This window comes from Geminisphaera colitermitum TAV2, from assembly GCF_000171235.2.
Lineage (GTDB): Bacteria > Verrucomicrobiota > Verrucomicrobiia > Opitutales > Opitutaceae > Geminisphaera > Geminisphaera colitermitum.
The window spans coordinates 20145-39663 of the sequence record NZ_ABEA03000167.1; the positions used below are offsets into that span (position 1 = coordinate 20145).

The 19519-nt window shown below is 61.9% G+C and carries 15 protein-coding genes; 1 reads left to right on the plus strand and 14 read right to left on the minus strand.

Features of this window, described 5'->3' with window-relative positions; translation table 11 throughout:
* Positions 1–2 precede the first annotated feature (2 nt).
* The 11 genes from OBACDRAFT_RS18805 to OBACDRAFT_RS18855 form a co-directional block, all read right to left on the minus strand.
* Positions 3–854 carry an ABC transporter ATP-binding protein gene (locus OBACDRAFT_RS18805; protein WP_043588287.1) on the minus strand — a complete coding sequence of 284 codons (852 nt, stop codon included), beginning with the start codon at positions 852–854 and terminating at the stop codon, positions 3–5.
* Between the two features lie 37 nt (positions 855–891).
* Positions 892–2103, minus strand: a complete 1212-nt coding sequence (locus tag OBACDRAFT_RS18810; protein ID WP_043588289.1) for an ABC transporter permease — start codon at positions 2101–2103, stop codon at positions 892–894.
* Between the two features lie 45 nt (positions 2104–2148).
* Positions 2149–2943 (minus strand): ABC transporter ATP-binding protein, encoded by a 795-nt coding sequence (locus OBACDRAFT_RS18815; protein WP_043588290.1) that lies wholly within the window; start codon positions 2941–2943, stop codon positions 2149–2151.
* A 39-nt stretch (positions 2944–2982) separates the two neighbouring features.
* Positions 2983–3453 (minus strand): pyridoxamine 5'-phosphate oxidase family protein, encoded by a 471-nt coding sequence (locus OBACDRAFT_RS18820; protein WP_043588291.1) that lies wholly within the window; start codon positions 3451–3453, stop codon positions 2983–2985.
* 60 nt (positions 3454–3513) lie between these two features.
* Positions 3514–4407: an ABC transporter permease gene (locus OBACDRAFT_RS18825; protein WP_232767401.1), complete on the minus strand. Its 894-nt coding sequence runs from the start codon at positions 4405–4407 to the stop codon at positions 3514–3516.
* The gene (locus OBACDRAFT_RS18830; RefSeq protein WP_043588307.1) at positions 4404–5660 is read right to left on the minus strand and encodes an ABC transporter substrate-binding protein; all 1257 of its coding nucleotides are present in this window, start codon (positions 5658–5660) and stop codon (positions 4404–4406) included. The genes OBACDRAFT_RS18825 and OBACDRAFT_RS18830 overlap by 4 nt, the downstream gene beginning before the upstream one ends.
* 637 nt (positions 5661–6297) lie before the next feature.
* On the minus strand, positions 6298–7443 hold the full coding sequence (locus OBACDRAFT_RS18835) for a class I mannose-6-phosphate isomerase (protein WP_052362248.1): 1146 nt from the start codon (positions 7441–7443) through the stop codon (positions 6298–6300).
* 40 nt (positions 7444–7483) lie between these two features.
* Complete coding sequence (locus OBACDRAFT_RS30890) at positions 7484–9595, minus strand: sialate O-acetylesterase (RefSeq protein ID WP_043588293.1); 2112 nt, start codon at positions 9593–9595, stop codon at positions 7484–7486.
* Positions 9596–9613: 18 nt separating this feature from the next.
* Positions 9614–10264, minus strand: a complete 651-nt coding sequence (locus OBACDRAFT_RS30895; RefSeq protein ID WP_052362249.1) for a type II secretion system protein — start codon at positions 10262–10264, stop codon at positions 9614–9616.
* Between the two features lie 23 nt (positions 10265–10287).
* On the minus strand, positions 10288–11859 hold the full coding sequence (locus tag OBACDRAFT_RS18850; RefSeq protein ID WP_043588296.1) for an autotransporter-associated beta strand repeat-containing protein: 1572 nt from the start codon (positions 11857–11859) through the stop codon (positions 10288–10290).
* An 86-nt stretch (positions 11860–11945) separates the two neighbouring features.
* Entirely contained in the window at positions 11946–13103 is a 1158-nt protein-coding gene (locus tag OBACDRAFT_RS18855; protein ID WP_081722197.1) for a GntR family transcriptional regulator, read from the minus strand.
* A 286-nt stretch (positions 13104–13389) separates the two neighbouring features.
* Between OBACDRAFT_RS18855 and OBACDRAFT_RS18860 the strand changes: the two genes are divergently transcribed.
* On the plus strand, positions 13390–14958 hold the full coding sequence (locus OBACDRAFT_RS18860) for a hypothetical protein (protein ID WP_043588298.1): 1569 nt from the start codon (positions 13390–13392) through the stop codon (positions 14956–14958).
* Positions 14959–15040: 82 nt separating this feature from the next.
* On the opposite strand, the gene OBACDRAFT_RS18865 is transcribed toward OBACDRAFT_RS18860, so the two are convergent.
* The 3 genes from OBACDRAFT_RS18865 to OBACDRAFT_RS18875 form a co-directional block, all read right to left on the minus strand.
* Complete coding sequence (locus OBACDRAFT_RS18865; protein ID WP_043588299.1) at positions 15041–15640, minus strand: HAD family hydrolase; 600 nt, start codon at positions 15638–15640, stop codon at positions 15041–15043.
* 81 nt (positions 15641–15721) lie between these two features.
* On the minus strand, positions 15722–18301 hold the full coding sequence (locus OBACDRAFT_RS18870; RefSeq protein WP_043588301.1) for a metallophosphoesterase: 2580 nt from the start codon (positions 18299–18301) through the stop codon (positions 15722–15724).
* A gap of 216 nt (positions 18302–18517) precedes the next feature.
* The coding region (locus tag OBACDRAFT_RS18875; RefSeq protein ID WP_043588303.1) for a metallophosphoesterase at positions 18518–19519 on the minus strand (1002 nt) is incomplete at its 5' end.

The following is a 19519-nucleotide window of genomic DNA, read 5'->3' on the forward strand; positions in this document are numbered from 1 at the left end:
AGTTATTGGTTCAATACGAGATTCGGGTTTGCCGGGTGGTTGAAAAAATTCGCCTCCAGGGACGATGCGGGCCGCAAGCGGCCTGCATCGAGGCGCCAGCGGTTGTTGGCGCGCGCGGCCAGCTCCGGGTCATGCGTGACCAGCACGAGCGCATGACCCTCGGCAGGCAGCCCGAGGAGAAAATCGGCGACCTCCTCCGCGCGGCGCGGGTCGAGGTCGTTGGTGGGTTCGTCGGCCAGCACGACGGCGGGGCGGAGCAGGAGCGCGCGGGCGATGGCGACGCGGCGGCGCTGGCCGTGGCTGAGCATGTGGGGCAGGTGCGCGGCGCGGTGTTCGAGTCCGAGACGGACCAGCAGGTCGCGGGCGTGGTCCCGGGACTCGCGCAACTCGCGCGCGCGTCCGCAGTGGCGGGCGGCGCGCCCGGGAAGGAGGGCCGGGATCAGCACGTTGTCGAGCACGGTCAGCGAGCCGACGAGTTGCGCGGTCTGGAAAACGAATCCGAAAAAGGTGTTGCGCAGGAACGAGAGTTGCGCGTCGGAGAGTCCGGTGGCGTCGCGCCCGCCGACACGCACGTGGCCGGAGAGCGGTTGCAGGAGCAGGGCGAGGATGCCGAGGAGCGTGGTTTTGCCGCTGCCGGAGGGTCCGATGACCGCAGTGCTCTCTCCCGCGCGGATTTGGAGCGAAATGTCCTCGAGTATCGTATCGGTTCCGTAATTACGGGAGACGTGGCGGGCTTCGAGGAGGACAGGGGGCGGCTCTGCCGCCGTCGGAAAAGCTGAAAACTGAAAAGCTGAAAAGCTGAAATCAGAGCTTCGGCTGCGGGGGGGGGGGGGGGGAGGAGCGGCGGTATTCATTTCAGCGTTTCAGTTTTCAGCGTTTCAGCTTTTCCCGTCAGTCGATGTCTCCTTGCGCCATGGCGTGCGCGGGTTCGAGTTGCGCGACGCGGAGCGCGGGCGCGATGGCGGCGGCCGCGCCGGCGAGGGCGTAAAGGGCAAGCGCTCCGAACGCGCCAAAGACAAACAGCGGAGGCTCCACGGGCACGAAGGGAAACGCGTTGCCGGCGGCAAGCCGGTCGAGGGCGAAGTGGTAAAGCCAGAGTCCGGCGGGGATGCCGGGCAGGGCGCCGGCCACGGCGAGGAGCACGGCTTCACCGACGACGAGTTGCACGATGCGGGCGCGGGCGGCGCCGAGTGCGCGGTAGAGCGCCCATTCGCCTTTGCGATCCCAGGCGGCGGCGGCGAAGTGGCCGAACAGATACACGATCCCGCCGAGCGCGGTGAGTCCGCCGGCGGCGGCGAGCACAAGGATGAAGGCGTCCATCAGGCGCTTGATGCGCAGGAGGGTTTCGCCGGTGCGAATGACGTTGAAGGGGCCGATGTCTTCGATGGCGCGGGCGGTGGCGGCGATGGCGGCGGGATCGGTGACTTCAACGAGGAGGGCGGAAACGAGCCGGGCGGGGGGACCGGCGTCGAGCCAGACGGGGCGCAGTGGTTCGGACTGGGCGGCGAGGGCGCGGGCCGCGTCGATGGGCATGAGGATGGAGTGGTCGAGGCTGGAGGCGGTGGAGTCGAGCCGCCAGGCAATGCGAAAGATTTTGCCCAGGATTTCGATGCGCGCGCCGGGACGGCCAACGCCAGTGAGTAGTTGGGAACCAATGACAACTTCGCCGGCATCGAGGGTGGAGCGTCCGTCCGAAGGCGAGGAGAGGCGGGCGAGGCGGCGGAGGGTGCCGTCCTCGATGCCGACGAGCCGGATTTCGTTCACGCCGGAGCAGCATTCGAGGCGGAGGGTTTGCGTGAAAAATTGAGACTCCACGCGGGCGATGCCGGGCACGCGGCGGATGTCGTCGGCGAGGGAGCGGTCCATGTAAACGTTGAGGGGGGAGCCGGCGAAGAGGGCTTTGTCGGGATCAACGGTGGCGTTGGCGGGCACGATGAGCAGGTCGGCGCCGAGTTGGCGGCGTCCGCGTTCGAGTCCCTGCGCGAGTCCGCGGTGGAGCAGGAAAACACCGAGGAGCAACGCCGCCCCGAGGGCCACGCCGAGGATGGCGGCCAGCGATTGCCAGCGACGGCGAAGGATGCTGTGGAGAATCAGTCGCGGCATGGCTGGGAGACCGCCTCTCCTTGGATGGGTTGTCCAAATTGTGCGTCAGATTTCATAACTGAATTGTGATTTCGTCTGGAGCTCGAACTCGGCGAGCAGCTCTTTCTTGAGGTTTTGAAACACCGGGTTTTCCCGGTCACGGGGGCGCGCCAGGTGGACGGGAGTGATCTTCTTGATGCGACCGGGACGGGCCGACATGAGGACGACGGTGTCGCTCAAATACAGGGCCTCCTCCACGTCGTGCGTGACCATGACCATGGTGATTTTTTCCTCGATCCAGATTTTCTCCAGTTCGCGTTGCATGTAGATGCGGGTGAGCGCGTCGAGTGCGCCGAGAGGTTCGTCGAGAAGGAGGATGCGGGGTTTGTTGACGAGGGCGCGGGCGATGGCGGCGCGCTGCGCCATGCCGCCGGAGAGTTGCGCGGGCCAGGCGCGTTCGAAGCCATGCAGCCCGACGAGGCGCAGGTATTTTTGGATACGCTCGCGTTGCTCTGCTTTCGGCAGGTCGAGCAGGCCGAAGCCGATGTTTTCCTCGACGGTGAGCCAGGGGAGCAAGCGGTGATCCTGAAACACCACGCCTTTGTCCGGGCCGGGGCCGTCGATGCGCAGTCCGTCGAAGGTGAGGCTGCCGTGGAACTCGGTTTCGAGCCCGGCCATGATACGCAGAAGCGTGGTCTTGCCGCAGCCGCTGGTGCCAACGATGGAGACAAACTCGCCGGGCCGGATGTCGAGGTTGACGTTTTCAAGCGCCGTGACCCGCGCGGTGCCGTGGCGGGCGGCAAATATCTTGGTGAGGTCGCGGGCCTCGACGTCAACGGTGCGGGTGGCTGTGGCAGTCATGATATTCTGAATACGAATAGCCGGGGGGGGGGGGGATGGTCAGAGCGCGAGTTGCTGGATGGCGGACGGACCGCGTCCCCTGGCGTAGTCGGAAAACCGGACTTCGAGGGCTTTCACGCGGAAGATCGCGGTGACGTCGAGTTCGCCTTTTTCCACGCGGGCTTTGAAGTGCGGGCTGCGAGCGGAGAGGGCGGCGACGGCTTGCGGGTGTTCCGTTGTCTGCGGTTCGATTTCCAACGCGTCACCGATGAGCGAGACGCCTTTGTAGGCGGCGATGTCCAGGGCGTCGTGCTGGAAATAAAAGCTGACGCGGGCGTTTTGCCGGAGGGAACGGACTTTTTCGGAGTCGCGCGGGGTTGAAAAATAGACGTCCACGGAGCCGATTGCGACAGGCGTGAAGCTGCCAATGGGGCGCAGCGTGGGCGAGCCGTCTTTGCGGATGATGGCAAGAAAGGCCCAGCGGGTGAGGGCTATGTAGTCGTGGATGGTTTGTTTGAGTTCAATGCTCATGGGAAAAAATTAAGAATTCGGACGGGCGGATGGGTTGGATTGGCGGCGGGGGGGGGATGGCTATCCGTCGAAGCCGCGTTTCCAGCGCAGGAGGTGCGCTTCGATGCGACGGAGGCCGACATCGATGGCGAAGCCGACAACGCCAATGATGACGATCAGCACGAAGAGTTGGTCGCTGTGGAGGAGTTCCTGGGCGCGCATGATGAGGAAGCCCAGGCCGCGCCGCGCCCCAAGCATTTCGGCGACGATAAGCACCGCCCACGAGATGCCCGCGCCAAAGCGCAGTCCGACAAAAATGCCTGGCAGCGCGGCGGGCAGCACGATGCGACGCAAGAGGCGCAGGCGTCCGTAATCGAAGATGCGTCCGACTTCGATGTATTCGCGGGGTGTGCCGCGGATGCCTTGCAGGGTGTTCAGGAAGACGGGGAAAAACACGGCCTTGGCGATGAGAACGGTTTTGCCGAGGTCGCCCGCGCCCATCCACAAAACGATGAGCGGAAGCCATGCGAGCGTGGGCACCTGGCGGATGCCGTTTAACAGCGGACCGAAGAGGTCTTCCACGGTGCGCGAGAGTCCCGTGGCCATGCCGGTTGCGAGGCCGATGAGCGCGCCGACGGAAAATCCTTTAAGGACGGTGATCGCGCTGATTTGGAAGTCACCGAGGAGATTGTCTCTCACCAAGAGTTTGTAGAAGGCTTCGCCGACGCTGGCGGGCGTTGGCAAAAAAATGCGCTCAACGAAACCGAATCGCGTGAGGAGTTCCCATACAATCAAGAGCGTGACGGGCAAAAGACTCTGGAGGGCGAGACGCCGGAGACGTCGCGTGCGGTCGTGAACTATGCGGGGGAGGGGGGGGGGAGGGGCTGCGGCGGACGCGGTGGACACTGTGGACGCGGTGGAGGCGATGGGCACTGTGGGCGTGGCAGAGGCGGCCGTGACGGTGGCAGTGTTCATGGTGTGGATGTAGTGAGTGATTGGATACCGACTGTCGTGGCGGCGGCGGATGGCGGTTGCAGCGGTTTTCCAGTGGTATCCACGAAATACTCACCACCTTCAAAAAACCGGCGGTCAACGAACTCGGAGACCTGCGCGTCGGTGAGCGGTTTGGCGCCGTAAAAATCGTCGCCGTTTGCGATCGCCCATTTGAGGAAACGCGAGAGCGCGTCAATGGTCTCCTGCGCGTCGGGACGCCCGGGGTCGAGCGTGAGGGAGGATTCGTCTTTTATGATGTAGAGCGAAACGGATTTTGGCGTGCGATAAACTTTGGCGGCGGCTTCGGCGGTTTCTTCGTAATGGTTGCCGTCAACAATCCAGCGGCGTGTGCGATCGTAGAGGCGCAGGTAGGCCTGGACGATGTCGGGGTTTTGGTTGGCGAAGCGGCGCAGGGTGATGACGAGGGCGCGGCCTCCGCCGGTGACATATTGGCCGCCGGGCTTGGCCGCGGCGATTTCGCGCACGCGGTCTTCCTCATAGAGCCGGGCAATATCGGGAATGGCAGCATGGACGGAGAGCGCCTCGATCTCCCCGGTCAGAAGAGCGAGAGCGGCGGGATTGCCCGTGATGTTGACATAGCGGACGTCTCCCTTGCGCAGTTCGGTGTCGAGCTGGATGCCCTCGTCAAGGAGCGCTTCGTAAGTGGCGAAGTAAGGGCAGCCCAGCCGGTGGGCTCCGAGAACCTTGCCCTTCAGGTCGGCGAGCGTGCGCACGGGGGATTCCTTGCGGACGATGGTGGTGGCGCGGCGCGGATGGCAGTCGCCGCTCGCCCAGACGACAACAAAGTCAAAGCCGTTGGCCTTGTGCTGGAGGGAGGGATACGCCATGCGTTCGGCGATGTGGAGGTCGCCGCGTTGAAAGAGGGCGGCTTCGGCACTGCCGGCCACACGGCGGTCAACGATTTCGACTTCGACGTTGAGCGGGGCGAATGCTTCGCGGAGCCAGCCTTTTTCCTTGGCGATGGCAACCCAACTGTTGAGGCCGACTTTGACGACGCGTTTTTTGGAGGGGATATTCGGAGCGAGTGCAGTGGATTTGGTGATGGCGCCATCTGCGGAGGCAGGGGAGGAGTCAGAGGCGACGCCCGATGAAGCAGCAACGGAATCTGCGTCACTGGATTTCGAGGCGTCCGACGAAAATGCGCGTAAGAGGAGGAATGCGGCGATAATGCCCGCCAAGGGCAGGAGCACCTTGTATATAAGTGAACGTTTCATGTGGCAGGAGCGATATATGGAATCAAAACGAGCCAATCCCGGCCCACCGCGAGGGGGGGGGGGGGAGGGGGGGGGAGGGATGGCATAGCCATCCAGTTGCATCACAATGCAATGCCATCAATACGCCGGAAACCGGACGCTCTGACACAGATCTTGATACAGGCGGCTACAGGATGATTTTCAGGAGAGTCGTTGTGGACGCTTGGTTGTGTTTATAAGGTGGAACACTTCTATCCCGTGAATCGTTTTCTTTTCCGAACCGGGCGATTCGCTACTTTCGCCAACGATGTCGTTATCCGGCGGGACGGGCGAACCAGTTCGTGGTCAGACGGGATGGTCGTGCATTGGAGGGAGATATTTTACGCGATCCTCCAGATGCCTGGTCGTGCGCTTGAGCGCTGGGGATTGTCCCCTAACGATGGTTCATATTTGAGTATTTTAGTCTGGATACAAATAATTATTTTATCTCCGCAAAGGGAAGAATGGGATTTAATCGGGTCAATAAGCCATGCGTCATCCAGTTGGAAGGCAGGGGACGCGGACACGTTACCGGCATTGTGACCTTGATGAAGGTGAACTTGCACTCCGGTTGCAGACAGAACGCCATCGCTCCTTGGGAGCGGGGCGCTGCGAAAAATCAGGGTTGGCAACACCAGAGTTCGAGCGGCGTGGTCGTGGCAGCGTCCGCAGTGGCGGGTTCGATGGTCACGGGGTCGCCGTTTGCAGCCAGCAGGAAACGCGCGCCGGGTTTTTGGACGATGTCGATGGAGCGGTCGCGTGTGGTGATGCGGCAGGCGCCCTGACTCACGACGACCAGGCGGCACACGCCTTCGGATTCGAGGACAAAACGTTCGCGCACGCTGAGGCGGCGGACTTCGAAGCAGTTGGTTTTGGCAAGGGGAATGTGACACTCTTCGCGCACGGCGGGCGTGTCGCGGAGCACGGTGGGTTGCATCTGGCAACGGGCGCGGACGGCGGCAGGCGACATCTCGGTGTAGTCAAAAATATCGAGGCAAAAATCGAGTCCGCGTCCCATGAAACGCGCATCGGGCGGGACGACGATGCCTTCGCGTTCGAATTCGCAACGCACAACGAGGTCGGAGGGCTCCATGACTTCGAGCAACAGGAGTCCCGCGCCGAGCGCGTGAACCATGCCACCGGGGACGAGCCACACTTCGCCGGGGCGGGCGGGGAGGTGCTCAAAACAGGCGTCCATGCGGGCGATGTTTTGGGTTTCGATGATCTCGCGCCATTCGTCGCGCGTGGGCGCGTGCTGGAACCCGAGGCGCAAGTCGGCGGGGTAGCCGGGGCGGGCGGCGAGAATGACGTAGCACTCGAGTTTGCCGTAGGGCGAGTTGAGGTGTTTTTGCGCGAACTCACGCGTCGGGTGCGCCTGCGTGTGGAGGCGCATGGAGGAGTCGAGGATTTTTGCCAGAAACCCAAGATTGGGGCCGAGCCGGGCGAGGTGTTTTGCTCCGAGGTAGTAGTCACCGTGGGCGGCGAAGAGGTCGGTGATGGTGTGGATTTTTCCTGACGAATCCGCAACGCGTCCGATGCCTTCGTGCGGGATGTCGTCCATGCCGCGGTTGATGGCGGGGGTTGTGGAGGCGAGCCAGTCTTCGGGGCGGTTGGAGTCGGGCTCGCTGGCTCCTTCTGTCCAGCGGGCGAGAGCGGAGCCGCCGCCGTAGTTGCGTCGGACGCGGTTGGGAAGGAGAGAAAGGATGGGCTGGCGCATGGGTCGATGATGATTGTCGCGTTGGAGTGGATCGTATTGCGCGAGCATGGCGGGCTTGGCAAGCTACACGCCGAGGGGGGGGGGATATCTAGCGGCGTTTTTGAGTTGTGAGCGGGAAGTCGTCGGTGCGGAAGGGGGCGGCGGGCAGGCCGGCGGTATTGTAGAGGTTGCAGGTGGGGTTGTCTGCCCAAGCGTAACGGACGTATTTGGGTTTCACTACATCATCGGACCAGACGAGAACCGTGTTTCCGTCAACGCGGGCGCTGGCCCAAACCCAGCGGGCGTCTTCACCGCAAATGGCAAAACCTTCGAGCTGGCTGCCAGCAGGGGCGTTGCGCGGGAGTGGAATTTCGGGTGCGCCGGCAGTGCTGCGCTGGCGGTAAGTGGTGGGCAGGGGACGAGCAACGAGTCCACCGGCGATGTTGTTAAAATGCAAACGGAGACGCCCAACAGTGGAGGGGGGGGGAGGGGAGTGGAGGTAGTCGGTTTTAAAATACACGGGACCGCTGGCGACGATGTCGCGGCGTTGATAAATTTCGGCAAGGGCGACGCGGGCAAGGCGTTCGGCGGCGGGGCGTTTGTCACGATAGTGGATGTCGAGTTCTTCGCCGAGGTCGATGAGCACGGCCTGGCTGGTGTGCGGGAGCGTGCGGGTGGCAAGGGTTTGCGCTTCGCGGAGTTCGGCGTAGGGGGCGGGAACGGCGGGGTTTTGAGTTTTCGCGCCGTAGTTGGCGAGTTGGCAGATGAGAAATGGAAAATCGTTCGCGTCCCACTGTCGTCGCCAGTCGTCGATGAGAAGGGGGAGTGCGGTGCGGTATTGCCAGGCCCGGCTGGTGTCGGACTCGCCTTGATACCAGATGACGCCGCGCAGGGCGTAAGGGACGAGCGGGGCAATCATGCCGTTGTAAAGGAAGGCGGGGGTTTTGCGGCGTTCGGGAGGTTGCGCCGGGCGTTCGGGGATGCTGGCGCGTTGCGCGACGGTGAGGGGCGGGAGTTCGTTTTCGACCAAAGCGCGCCACTGGCCCGCGAGCGGCAGTGGGCCGGCGCGGAAGGGGCCGCCAGTGAGACCGAGTTTGCCGAAGGGGTTGAAGATGCGAATCGCCAGTGTGGAGTCTCCGGCTTTGACGTGGGCGCTGCCGACAATGACACGAACATAGGGTGCGACGCCGTGGCGCGGGGTGGAGCGTCCGACTTCTTCGTTGTTCCAATAGATGGTGTAGAATCCTTCAATGTGTCCGAGGTCTACGATGAGGGAGAGTCCGGCGAGTTTTTGGGGAATGGTGACAGTGCGTGTCAGCCAGAGGACGCCGGCATCTGGCAGGCCGGCGGTGGAGGCGAGGCCGGGGAGGGTGACGGGTTTCCAGTCGGGGGCGTCGGATGGTGGAAGGATGGCGGGGGCGCGCGTGGGGGGCGGGGCCGGGTCCGCGCGGTGGGTGGTGTCGGCCCATTGTTTGTAGGCGCGGGCGTAGTCTTGGATGCGTTGGGGGAAGGTCCGGGCTTCCTCGCGTTGGAGGCGGGTTTGCGCGGCGTTGACAGTGTCGCGGTCGAGTCCATCGGCGCTGGTCCAGGGAGCGATGGGCGTGCCTCCCCAGCTTGCGTGTATCAGGCCAACGGGTACATCGAGTTGCTGCTGGAGTTCGCGGCTGAAGTGGTAGCCGATGGCGGTAAGGTCGGCGATGGTGTCGGGCGAGGCGATTTGCCAGCGGCCTTCGAGGGTGTCGGAGGGGGCAGGTTCGGCGGCGGTCTTTTTGGGGACGGTGAAATGGCGGAGTCGGGCGTTGGCGGAGGTGGCGATGGTTTGCGTGGCGTCGGTGGTGCGTTTGAGGGCAAATTCCATGTTGGACTGGCCGGAGGCGAGCCAGACTTCGCCAATGAGTATGTCGTTGATGACGAGTGGTGCGGCGGAGGCGGAACCGTTAATGGTGAGGGTGTGCGGGCCGGGGGGGGGAGGGGGGGAGTCGAGGTTGAGGGTGATGCGCCAGTTGCCTGTGGGGTCGGTGGTGGCGCGGGCAATGACGTTGGCAGGGGTGAGTGTGAGGGTGATGGTTTCGCCGGGCGCGGCTTTGCCCCATATGGGGACACGGGGGGATTTTTGAAGGACGGCGTGTTCCGAGATGAGCGCGGGGAGCGTGATGTCAGCGCGGGTGGCGGATGCGAGCGCGAGGGAGACAACAAGCGCGGCGGCGAAGCGGGAATGCATGACGGCAGGCGGGACTTGTCATTGCCATTTGGCGCGACGGACGGAGGCGTCGAAGTAGAGGATGTTGTAAGCGTCGTCGCCCCAAATGGTGCTGTCGGGCAGGAAGGAAAGGTTGGTGGCATCGTCGCTTTTTTTGATGTCGCGCAAGGCCATGTGTCGCGAGGGAGCAGGGAGGGTTTCGATGTTCATGGACGGGGTGCCGTCGGAGGAGTTCCCGAAGGGAAATAGTTTGTTGCCGGATTCATCTTTGTATTCGCCGTAGGCAAGGCGGTAGATGGGAATGTTTTTGCCCAATGGGATTTCGGTGCGGGCAAGGTGGGGAGCCCAGACTTTGTAATGGTAGGCGGAAATGATTTGGTTGTTGGGGGGGACAGGCGCGCCGTAATTGGGGGCGAGGTGGAACAAGAGGATTCTGGTGTCAACGCGGTAGTCGGCGACTTGCTTGAGGTAGAGGGGGCCGGGGAGTTTGCCTTTGTTGTCGTTTGCGTAGAGGAGGATGTTTTGTCCGACGCCACGGAGGACGGCGGTGCCTTCGGCGCGGGCTGCGGTTTTGCGGACCTTGCCAACGGTGGGGATGATGATGGCGGCAAGAATGCCGATGATGGCAATGACGGTCAGTAATTCGATCAGAGTGAAGGCGCGATGGCCTTGAGCTTTGCGGGGATTCATAGGAGGGGGGGGGGAGGGGAGTCTTATGATTTGCGATGGCGGACGTTGGCGAGGAGGAGGGCGCCGAACGCAAAAAGCGCGGCGGTGATTGCGGGTTCGGGGATCGTGGGGGCTGTGGAGGAAATGAGTTGGATGGAGTTGGCGTTGATTTGGAGTGTGTAGTTCGCGGTATAGTCGGCGCCAGTGAAGGTGATGAGGTTGGCCGGGTTGCCGCCGGTGATGTTGCCTGTGACGCTGAGGAGGGTGAGGTTCGAGGCACCTGCCTGACCAAAGCCGTCAAGGGCGGTGAGGTCAAAGGTGAGCGTTCCGCCAAGGGCGAGATCGCCGTTGACAACCAGGGAATCGGAGGCGGTTTGCGTGGCGCCGAGGTCAAACTTGACGGTGACGCTCGCGCCGAGGGCAAGGTTGGCATTGATGGTAAATGCGGCGGTGACCGGGGTGGATGCGGAGATGTCGCCGATCTGGAGTGTGGCATTGTCGGCAAGTGTGACGTTGCGGTTGATGGAGCCGGTGCCGCCGAGGGTGCCGGTGGATGCAACGTTGACGGCGGCGTTACCGGCGGCAGCGAGGGTGCCGTTGATGAGGAGGGTGCCGGCATTGACGGTGGTGTCTCCTTTGTAGGTGTGCACGGCGGTGCTGTTGGAGAGGGCAACGGTGCCGTCGCCGGTTTTGACAATGCTGCCGTTGCCAGTGGCGGTTTCGAGGTCGGTGATGTTGCCGGTGATGTTTACTCGACCGTCGGTGGCGGCAGTAAGGTTGAGGGTGACGTTCTGGACGTCGTTCGCCAAACGCATGTGTTTGAAAGAGGAGGTGTGCGCGGTGTTGCCACCTACGGTGTAGGTGTGCGCGGTGCCGGTGGAAGCGGCGAGGACGATGGTGTTGTTCACGGCGACGGCGGCTTCGGTGAGGACGGTAAGCGTGCGATTGCTGGTGCTGGTCTGGCCGAGGTTGAGTTGGCGTCCGTCAGAGCCGAAGGCGTTGTTGGCTTTGATTTTCAGGGTGCCGTTTGAGAGGCGTGTGGGGGCGTCGTAGGAGTTCTGGCTTTCGATGATGTAGGTGCCTGCGCCGATGTATTCTACGAGGGTGGCGGATCCGCTGATTGTGCCGGCGAGGGTGATTGAGCGCACGTCGTTGTTGGCGTTGAAGGTAACGTTGTTACCATTGAGGTTGATGGCGCCGAGTTTCATCGCGCCTGATGTGGTGGCAAAGCGGGTCGTGCCGTAGAGTTTGATGTCGGCATTGATGGTGAACAGTCCGCTGCTGCTGTTGGTGACAGCGTTGTTGGAGCCGTTGCCGTAAATGGATAGGATTTTGCCAGCGGTGCTGTTGATGGTGAAGGCCGTAGTGCCGGACTTGGTGAGAGTTTTGAGGGTGAAATCTTCATCGAGTTCGATGGTGGGGCGGAGGGTGCCAGCAAGGGTGATGTCGGTGTCGGCGGCGCTGGCCGGAGCGGTGTCGTTGTTCCAATTGGCGGCGGTTGACCAGTTGGCGTTGTCAGCGCTGCCGCCGTCCCATGTGGATGAGGCGGCACCGAGGCGCACGGCGGCGGCGAGGATGACGAGCAGGGCAAGGCAGGTTGTCTTGGAGGTGTTCATGGCGGTTGTTTGTAACTGAGGTTTGGATACGAAGAAAAACGAGGCGTTGACAGGGGAAGGACAGGGGGGGGGGGGGGGAGGGGGCGTCAGCCGGCGCTGTTGCGCACGACAAGTTCACCGCGGAGGGGAATGTCGAGAGGAGGAACGGGTGTGTCGCCGAGGAGATTGTTGAGAAGATCGAAGGAGTGTTCACCCATCTGCTCGAAGGGGACGCGATAGGTGGTGAGCGGGACGGGTGCGGTGGCGGCAATCTCGAAGTCGTCAATGCCCACAACCTTGAGATCGCGGGGCACCTCGCGCCCGAGAGCGCGGGCGGCGCGAATCATGCCAACGGCTAGAAAATCGCTGGCACACACAACGCCTTCGACGTCGGGGTGGCGCTGGAGATAAAGGCGGGCAATGCGCTCGGGCTCGGCGAGCGGGTCGCCGAAATTGGGCTGCATCTCGGCATCGCGGTGCGCGAGGGCGCTGGCGACGTCGGCAAGACCGGCTTCCTCCATGGCGCGACTGTATCCAGTGTGTTTGGCTTGGGCGACGGGAATCCAGGCTTGGTTGGCGAGAAAGCCGACTTTGCGCAGTCCTTTTTCGAGAAGGTGGCGCGTCATGGTGTGGCCGGCGTGAAAACCATCGAGAACGACGCCGGGGCGGCGCATGGCGGTCATGCTCATGGTGACGAGCACAATGGGAAAACGGCAGGAAAGAAGCATCTGCGCATAATAAACGTAATCCTTGGGCGTGAGGACGACGGGAAGCAGGACAGCGCCCTTGACGTCGAATTCGCCGAGGCGACCGACGGCCTCTGCCTCGCGCCGAAAATCGGTGCCGGTGGAGAGCATGACTGTCTGACGGCGTGCGCGGTGGGCGGCGGTCTGAAAGCCTGTCATGATACGGCGGATACCTTCATGCTGGTCGCTCGGGTAGATGAAAGCGCAGGCGTCGAGTGAGAGGGCGGGTGCCGATTTGCCGGGCGAGGAGCGGAGCACACGGGTGCCTGCGCGTGTCTTGCGCTCGACCCAGCCTTCGTGCGCGAGCCAGGCGAGCGCCTTGCCAATGGTGGAACGTCCGCATTCGAGTTCGTCGGCCAGTTCCATTTCGGTGGGAATTTGTGTGCCCACGGGCCAGATGCCGCTCGTGATGCGGTTTTCCAGAATGTCGTAAACCGCTTTCAGCTTGGTCTGGCTGGCAGGCGGTGCGAATGCTGAAGGGGCATCTGAAGTGGTGGTGGTGGCGGCGTCAGGTGTCATGGAGCGAGAAAAAGAAATTATGGGAGAAGCAAAGGCGATTTTTGATCGATTTGATACACAAAATATATTTTGTTTGCTTGAAACAAGCAAAAATATTTAAAAATCGACTATTATTACGTAATTCCTTTATATTTCGATTGTTATTATGATATAAATTATATTTAATCATCAATTTTTTAGCATCCTGAATGGTTGGAAATATCTGTTTTCACTTGATTTGTTACGACAAATGAAATTGGAGTGGGAAATGATTCAGCATTACCTCAGTCCACGAAATCTGGCTTCAATGACGACCGCTCTCGCCCTGACATTCTTTCCCGGACTTGTTCCAGCCCGGGAAGAAGACGGAGTCGCCGATATCGCAGCGGTGGATACGATCATCCCCGAGCACGGCAAATATACCACGGCTTACATGAGTGACTGGTCGAAGTTGCCAACCGGCGACAAAATCCCGCGAAGGGATCCAGCGGGCATCGAATTCAAACCTGTAGTGGGAGAAACGATGCGGCGGGAATGGGCGAATCAGGAAAAGGTTTATCTGGCCGATCTTGAGTTGCGAGTCACTTGGGAGGCGAAAAAGAGCAACAAAAGGACCACGACGTTGTTTCGCATCATTGATTGCAAGGAGGTCATCATCGAAAATCTGGCGATTATTCAGAGTGACCCTGATTTTCGTGGTTACCACACCATCGCCATCGAAGGCGCGGATCGCGTGATCATCCGCAATCTTTATCTGGCCGGCACGGTGCAGTCGCATCACCTGCGTCTCGAAGGTTGCAAGGACATCCTGATCGACAATGTCGAGATTGCCGGGGTCGATTATTTGGGCAATGGCAGGACGCGTGTTGGCGGCGGCATCTGGATCAACAACGGCGCGACAGGCACGGCTTCCTCGCCGATGGGGCTGACGGGGCTCTGGATACCGCCCGAGCATGTACGTATGCCCGGCTGGCAGATTGTGCAAAATTGTTATTTCCACGGCGGCTTGGAGAGTGATGGTGGCGACTGGCGCAATCAGGACGCGCTGCTGATCCATCATCCGGGCAACGGCGTGCTGTTTAATTGTGTAGTGGAAAATTGGTTTCACCCGCCGATGGATGGTGGCTTCGATCTCTCCTACCGGCGCACCGAACCGGAGTATCAGGACAAGTTTTTCCGCATTGAACGCAATGTCGTGCGCAACGTGACGTTTGGAATAAAAACCCCGGCGCGTTCGCCTGGTCCCAATGTGCTGTTTTTTGCCAACAACCTTTTGGTCAACTCCCAACTGGCCGACTACCACAACGGTGCTGCCAATGATGTCTATTACGTCCACAACACCTATATTTACGATACGGACCAGGCTCCGCCTGCGCTGCGCGAAATGGCCCAGCGGGGAGCATCGGGCTACGCGAGTTTGTGGCGTTACAGCGCGCTCTCCGTGCTCTCCAACTCGCTGCTCTACAAACCCTCCGGTCCGTTCACTTTGTTTTACGGCAACCACATGGGGCAGCCTGACAAATATCTGTATTTAAAACCTGACTACAATGTTTATGCACTCGGTTCGGCCAAGCCCATTTGGTATCGGAATTCCAGTGACGGTGTGAAGTTCAAAACTCTGGATGACTGGCGCAATGCCACCGGGACGGATGGGCATAGCGCATTCGTGAATGCGAGCGCAGTGCAGTTTGTTGACTATGCAAAAGGCGACTACCGCTTGCGCTCCAATCCCGCACCCACGCCGGATACGCTTACCACACGTTACCTGAGCCCCGCCGATGCCCGGATGCGCGTGGACCGTGATTTTTATGGCAAATCACGAAGTGCGTCCGACGTGATGGGGTTGTCACCGGGGGCGTTTTGTGTGGAAAAATAGCGCGTCAGTCTCTCTCCTCCCCCCCCCCCCCCCCACACACACGTCACACTGTGTCATAGGCGTCGGCAACTGCTCATGAGACTTACTGGCTGACGTTGTCCGGGATGACTACGCAAGCCATGCCGGCGGCTCGGGCGGCTTGAATCCCGGCGGCGCTGTCCTCGAACACAAGGCATTCGCCGGGCGCGATTCCGAGTCGCGTCGCGGCAACCAGAAAGGCATCGGGGTGCGGCTTCCCGCGTTCATAATCCCCGGCGCAAACCACCACGTCAAAAAGGTCATCAACTCCAACCGCAGCCAGTGTCGGACGCACAATGCTGTGACGTCCGCCAGATGCCACGGCAATTGGACGGCCTCGCTCATGCAGGTTTCTCGCGATGGCTACAACAGGGGCGATGGGGCTTATGCCGCCTTCGTCCAGGAGTTCGCAAAAATATCGGTCGCGGCGTTCCATCGTCTCGTTTGCGTCGAGATTCAAATTCCAGAGTTGGTTGATTGTATCAACAATTTCACGACAGGAGCGTCCTCCCCAGGTGTGAAAGAGTTCGCGGGATAATGCGTTCCCTGCCTCCGCCGCGACTCGGGCCCAGGAGCGATGGTGAGCGGGCATGGTGTCGGCCAGTGTTCCGTCACAATCAAAGATGTAGGCGGCGTAATCGTGGTCTGGGAGTTCGATTTTCATTCGCTGTCCAGCGTCCGGAATTTTCATCTGCTTGTCCAGATGCCGTTCATGCCATGTGTGTGGCGGGGGGGGGGGCAGATTTTACTTGATGGTTGAGAGGGTGCGCCAGCTCAGGAGGGCTTGGTCGCGTTCGCGGACTTCGATCAGGAGAGGAAAGGGAGGGCGGGCAACGGCGTGCATCGTGTCGGCAAGAGTAGCAAGCAAACCGGTGTAGTTGATTCGGCCTGACGCGAGATCGGTGATGGCTTGGTGGTTCTGGCTGCGTCCGTCGGGGTGCGTGACGACTTGGTGGATGTGCGCGAGTTGGAGATAGGGGGCGATGTGGTGCAGCCAGTCAGCGATGCCGTGGTGTTGCGAGATGTGGACGTCGGCAGCGGCGTGGCCGGCATCAAAAATGATGCCGACGCGGTTGAGGTCGGCGGGGGCGTGTCCGACGGCGGCCAGGCGGTGGCGCAGGGTTTTGATGAGATGGGTAAGGTGCCAGGGGCGCGTGCCGAGTGTCTCGGCACCGGGAGGACTGACTTTTTTGTTATAGACGTTTTCGAAACTGATTTGCGCGCCCATGGCGAGGGCGCGGGTGGCGAGATTTTGACAGGTGGCCAGGCAGGCGCGGGTCCAGGGGGTGTCAAGAAATCCGCCGTCATTGGAAAATAGATACGAGGCGGGAACGTTGGGGAGATGGAGCGTGAGGTCGTCGAGGCGGGCGGCGGCAGCCCAGTGGAGCCAGGGGGCGTAGTCGTCGAGGTCGGGGTTGGGGTTTTCGAGTGGGTGGGGGAAATTGGGCAGGTGGAGTGAGAGATATCCGCCGGGAATGGTGCGGCGGTAGTCGGCAATGAGTTGGAGTTCGTCGGGGGTGGGTTCGTCGCGCGTGTGGTTGTAGTGGAATTGCAGGGCGGGGATTTTTTCGTCGATGATGGTGCGCAGGAGCGTGGGGGCGTCGCCGCGAAAGGCGATTCCGATGGGGAAGCGTCCGGCGATGGGCGCGGGCGAGTGGACGAATTGCGCGGGCGCGGCGTGGCGCGTGATTGCGATGGCAGGGGGAGGGGAGAGGGGGTTGTCGGGTGTGGCGGGCGGCCAGTCGATGCAGAGGAATTCGGGACGGGTGTGGCAGACTTTAAGGGCATCAAGGCCGGCGCAAATGACGACGCGAAGGTTGCCGTTGTTGTAGTCGGCAGGGTTGTGACGGTGGCCGCATATCCAAGTTGTGGATACAGGGGATGTGGCAAGGCGGGCAACGAGTTCGGGATTGGTGGTTTCGGGGTGAAAGTGGGCAAAGACGAGGCAGGGCGTTTGGTCGGCGGGGTGTTGGGCGAGTTGGGTGAGAAGGGTTTCGAGAGAGGCGTTGGCTTCGGTCTGGTCGCTGGTGGCGAGGAGGAAAATACGTGGAATGAGTTGCACGCAGCCACGAGTGAGTGCGGGCGGTGGAGTGGAGGCGGCGGGGAGGGAGGGGAGGGTGAATGCGGGGCCTTCTTTGTTGCCGGGGAGGTAGTGGGCGGGGATGTCAGTGATGCCGAGGGCGGTCCAGAAGGCGGTGATTTCGTCTGCGTCTGGGTGCTGGATGATGTCGCCGCCGAGGATGAGGTGATCGGGAGCGATGGCCCGAATTTGCCGGGCACACCAGGCGATGACGCGGCGGGTGACGGCAGGTATGGGAAGGGCGATGTGCGGGTCGCTGAGAAACACGAAGCGCCGGTTGCCAGGAGGGGAGCGGAGGGCGGTGGGCGAAGGTTGTTGCATGGTAACGGGGTCGGTGGGGACGAAACGGCGTTGGTGGAATTGGCGGCGGTGGGCGACGAGGGTGGGGAGGGAATGCGGCGTGGTGTGGTCGAGCGCGGGGTCGATGGTTCGCAGGTCGTGGTCGTAGGTGCGGAGGGTGAGGTGGTCGGGGGCGAGATCGAGGATGCGACTGTGGCGGTGGGCGTCGCGGGCGTAGGTGCGCGAGGCGGTGCCGGTGTGCACGTAGTGGACGCCGAGGCGTTGGCTGAGGGAGTCTCGGTAGTGGTGGCCGAGGTGGTTGTGCCCGGAAAACCAGAAGAGGATGTTGGGGTTCTCCCAGATGATTTGCTGGATGGCGCCGGGGGTGTGGTTTTGGTTAATGTGGGCGTTGCCGACGCGGGCGTGGAGTTCGGGCATGACCATGAGGCCGCTGCCAATGGGCGGGGCGTGGCCGATCATGAGGATGGGGTTGTCGGCGAGGCGGGTGAGTTGGGCGCGCCACCAATCGAGTTGCGCGTCGTCGATGACGATTTCGTTTTTGTTGACGGTGTTTTGACGCCAGCGGGTGTTGTCGAGGCCGATGATGGCGAGGGTGTTGTGTTCGATGACGAAGCCGGCGGTGGTGTCGGGGCGTCCGAGCGCGGTGCGCATCATGCGGACGGCGTCGGGGTCGGTGGTGAATTCGTGGGATTGGAGGTCGTGGTTGCCGATGATGGAGGCAAAGGGGGCGGTGAGCGCGCCGGGACTGGTGAGGAGGGCAAGGGCGTCGGTGGTGCCGGTGGCGGTGCCCATGACGTGGCCGCCGGTGAGGTCGCCAACGCAGAGAACGAGGTCGGGGGCGAGGGAGTTGATGTCGGGAATGATTTCGTCGCGCCAGAGTGTGTGTTCGTCGGGGGAAATGTGCGGGTCACCGAGGATGACGATGCGGCGGAGGGGGAGAGTCATGGTATGGCGTGGGAGAAGGGGGGGGGGGGGGGAGGGGAGGCAGAGCGAAAACCGAAATCACGGATGTCGGTTGGCTGTGCCAAAGCCATGGATGGAAGATGGATGATATGGATGGACTGAGCCCAAACCGAAGGTCCCAAACCGTAACCGCGAATGGACGCGAATGATCGCGAATAAAACCAATGAATCCGTCGTCTCTGTCTTCATTCGCGTTTATTAGCGTTCATTCGTGGTTGGTTTGTGTCCGGAAGATTGGGATGGTTTTGAGAGGGGGGCGAGTTCGAGGGTGAAGTGTTGGGCGTCGTCTTCGAGCCAGTTGTCATACCAGGGTGAATACGTGCGGACTTCGACGTGGCGGTTGTTGGGGTGGAATCGCATGAGGCGCAGGTAGCCGCCGCCGCCGTAGCCGCGGTCGGGTTTCACGCCGCGCTGGTAGTTGGCAAAGATAATCCACACGGGGTTGCCGTGCTGGCCGGTGAGGCGGAGTCGGGCGGCACCAGGGCCGGTGGAATGTCCGTTGAGGATGAGGCGGATGTTGGCGTGGCGGGAGGCGAATTTTTGCCAGATGTCCACGCCGTCGTTGGCTCCGCCTGCGGCAGGGGTTCCGATGCCGTAGTGTTTGGGATTAGCTCCGTGGGCTGGGTTGGAGCCGTGCAGGGTGCCGTCGCTGTGAAGGCAGCAGTGGGTGAGGAGAATAACGGGGAGTGTTGGGTTTTCGGATACGATACGGCTGGCCCAGTCGAGGACTTCGTCGCGGGGGCCGAATTCGAGGGCGAGGAGGAGCATGGGGCCGGCAGGAGTGTCGAAGCGGTGCCAGGAATTTTCCATGTGGCCGGGGGCGAGGAGTCCGAAGGCGGGCGAGTTGCGATAGTCGTCGGGCGTGAAGGCGGCGTTCATGCCGGTGCTGCGGTCGGTGGTTTTTCCGCCGGGTCCGAGGTCTTTGTTGCCAGGAATGGCGGCCCAGGGGAGTCCGGCACGGATGATGGGGTCCATGGCGGCGCGGGCGAGGGTCCAGTGTTCGGGGGAGTTGTTGTTGGTGATGTCGCCTTCGTGCGCAACGAAGTGGATGCGGTGGGTGTCCTTGTGCGCAGCGATCCAATCAGTCTGACGGCGGAAAACTTCGGGGTTGGCGTCAAGGTAGTGTTGAGTGTCGGGCAGGACGGCGAGGGTCCAGGTTCCGGCGGGGGCGTCGAAGGGGGTGGTGGGGAGCGTGGTTAC

Coding starts and splice junctions, on each gene's coding strand:
- OBACDRAFT_RS18805 (WP_043588287.1), bottom strand. CDS start 854: ATGAATACCGCCGCTCCTCCCCCCCCCCCCCCCCGCAGCCGAAGCTCT.
- OBACDRAFT_RS18810 (WP_043588289.1), bottom strand. CDS start 2,103: ATGCCGCGACTGATTCTCCACAGCATCCTTCGCCGTCGCTGGCAATCG.
- OBACDRAFT_RS18815 (WP_043588290.1), bottom strand. CDS start 2,943: ATGACTGCCACAGCCACCCGCACCGTTGACGTCGAGGCCCGCGACCTC.
- OBACDRAFT_RS18820 (WP_043588291.1), bottom strand. CDS start 3,453: ATGAGCATTGAACTCAAACAAACCATCCACGACTACATAGCCCTCACC.
- OBACDRAFT_RS18825 (WP_232767401.1), bottom strand. CDS start 4,407: ATGAACACTGCCACCGTCACGGCCGCCTCTGCCACGCCCACAGTGCCC.
- OBACDRAFT_RS18830 (WP_043588307.1), bottom strand. CDS start 5,660: ATGAAACGTTCACTTATATACAAGGTGCTCCTGCCCTTGGCGGGCATT.
- OBACDRAFT_RS18835 (WP_052362248.1), bottom strand. CDS start 7,443: ATGCTCGCGCAATACGATCCACTCCAACGCGACAATCATCATCGACCC.
- OBACDRAFT_RS30890 (WP_043588293.1), bottom strand. CDS start 9,595: ATGCATTCCCGCTTCGCCGCCGCGCTTGTTGTCTCCCTCGCGCTCGCA.
- OBACDRAFT_RS30895 (WP_052362249.1), bottom strand. CDS start 10,264: ATGAATCCCCGCAAAGCTCAAGGCCATCGCGCCTTCACTCTGATCGAA.
- OBACDRAFT_RS18850 (WP_043588296.1), bottom strand. CDS start 11,859: ATGAACACCTCCAAGACAACCTGCCTTGCCCTGCTCGTCATCCTCGCC.
- OBACDRAFT_RS18855 (WP_081722197.1), bottom strand. CDS start 13,103: ATGACACCTGACGCCGCCACCACCACCACTTCAGATGCCCCTTCAGCA.
- OBACDRAFT_RS18860 (WP_043588298.1), top strand. CDS start 13,390: ATGACGACCGCTCTCGCCCTGACATTCTTTCCCGGACTTGTTCCAGCC.
- OBACDRAFT_RS18865 (WP_043588299.1), bottom strand. CDS start 15,640: ATGAAAATCGAACTCCCAGACCACGATTACGCCGCCTACATCTTTGAT.
- OBACDRAFT_RS18870 (WP_043588301.1), bottom strand. CDS start 18,301: ATGACTCTCCCCCTCCGCCGCATCGTCATCCTCGGTGACCCGCACATT.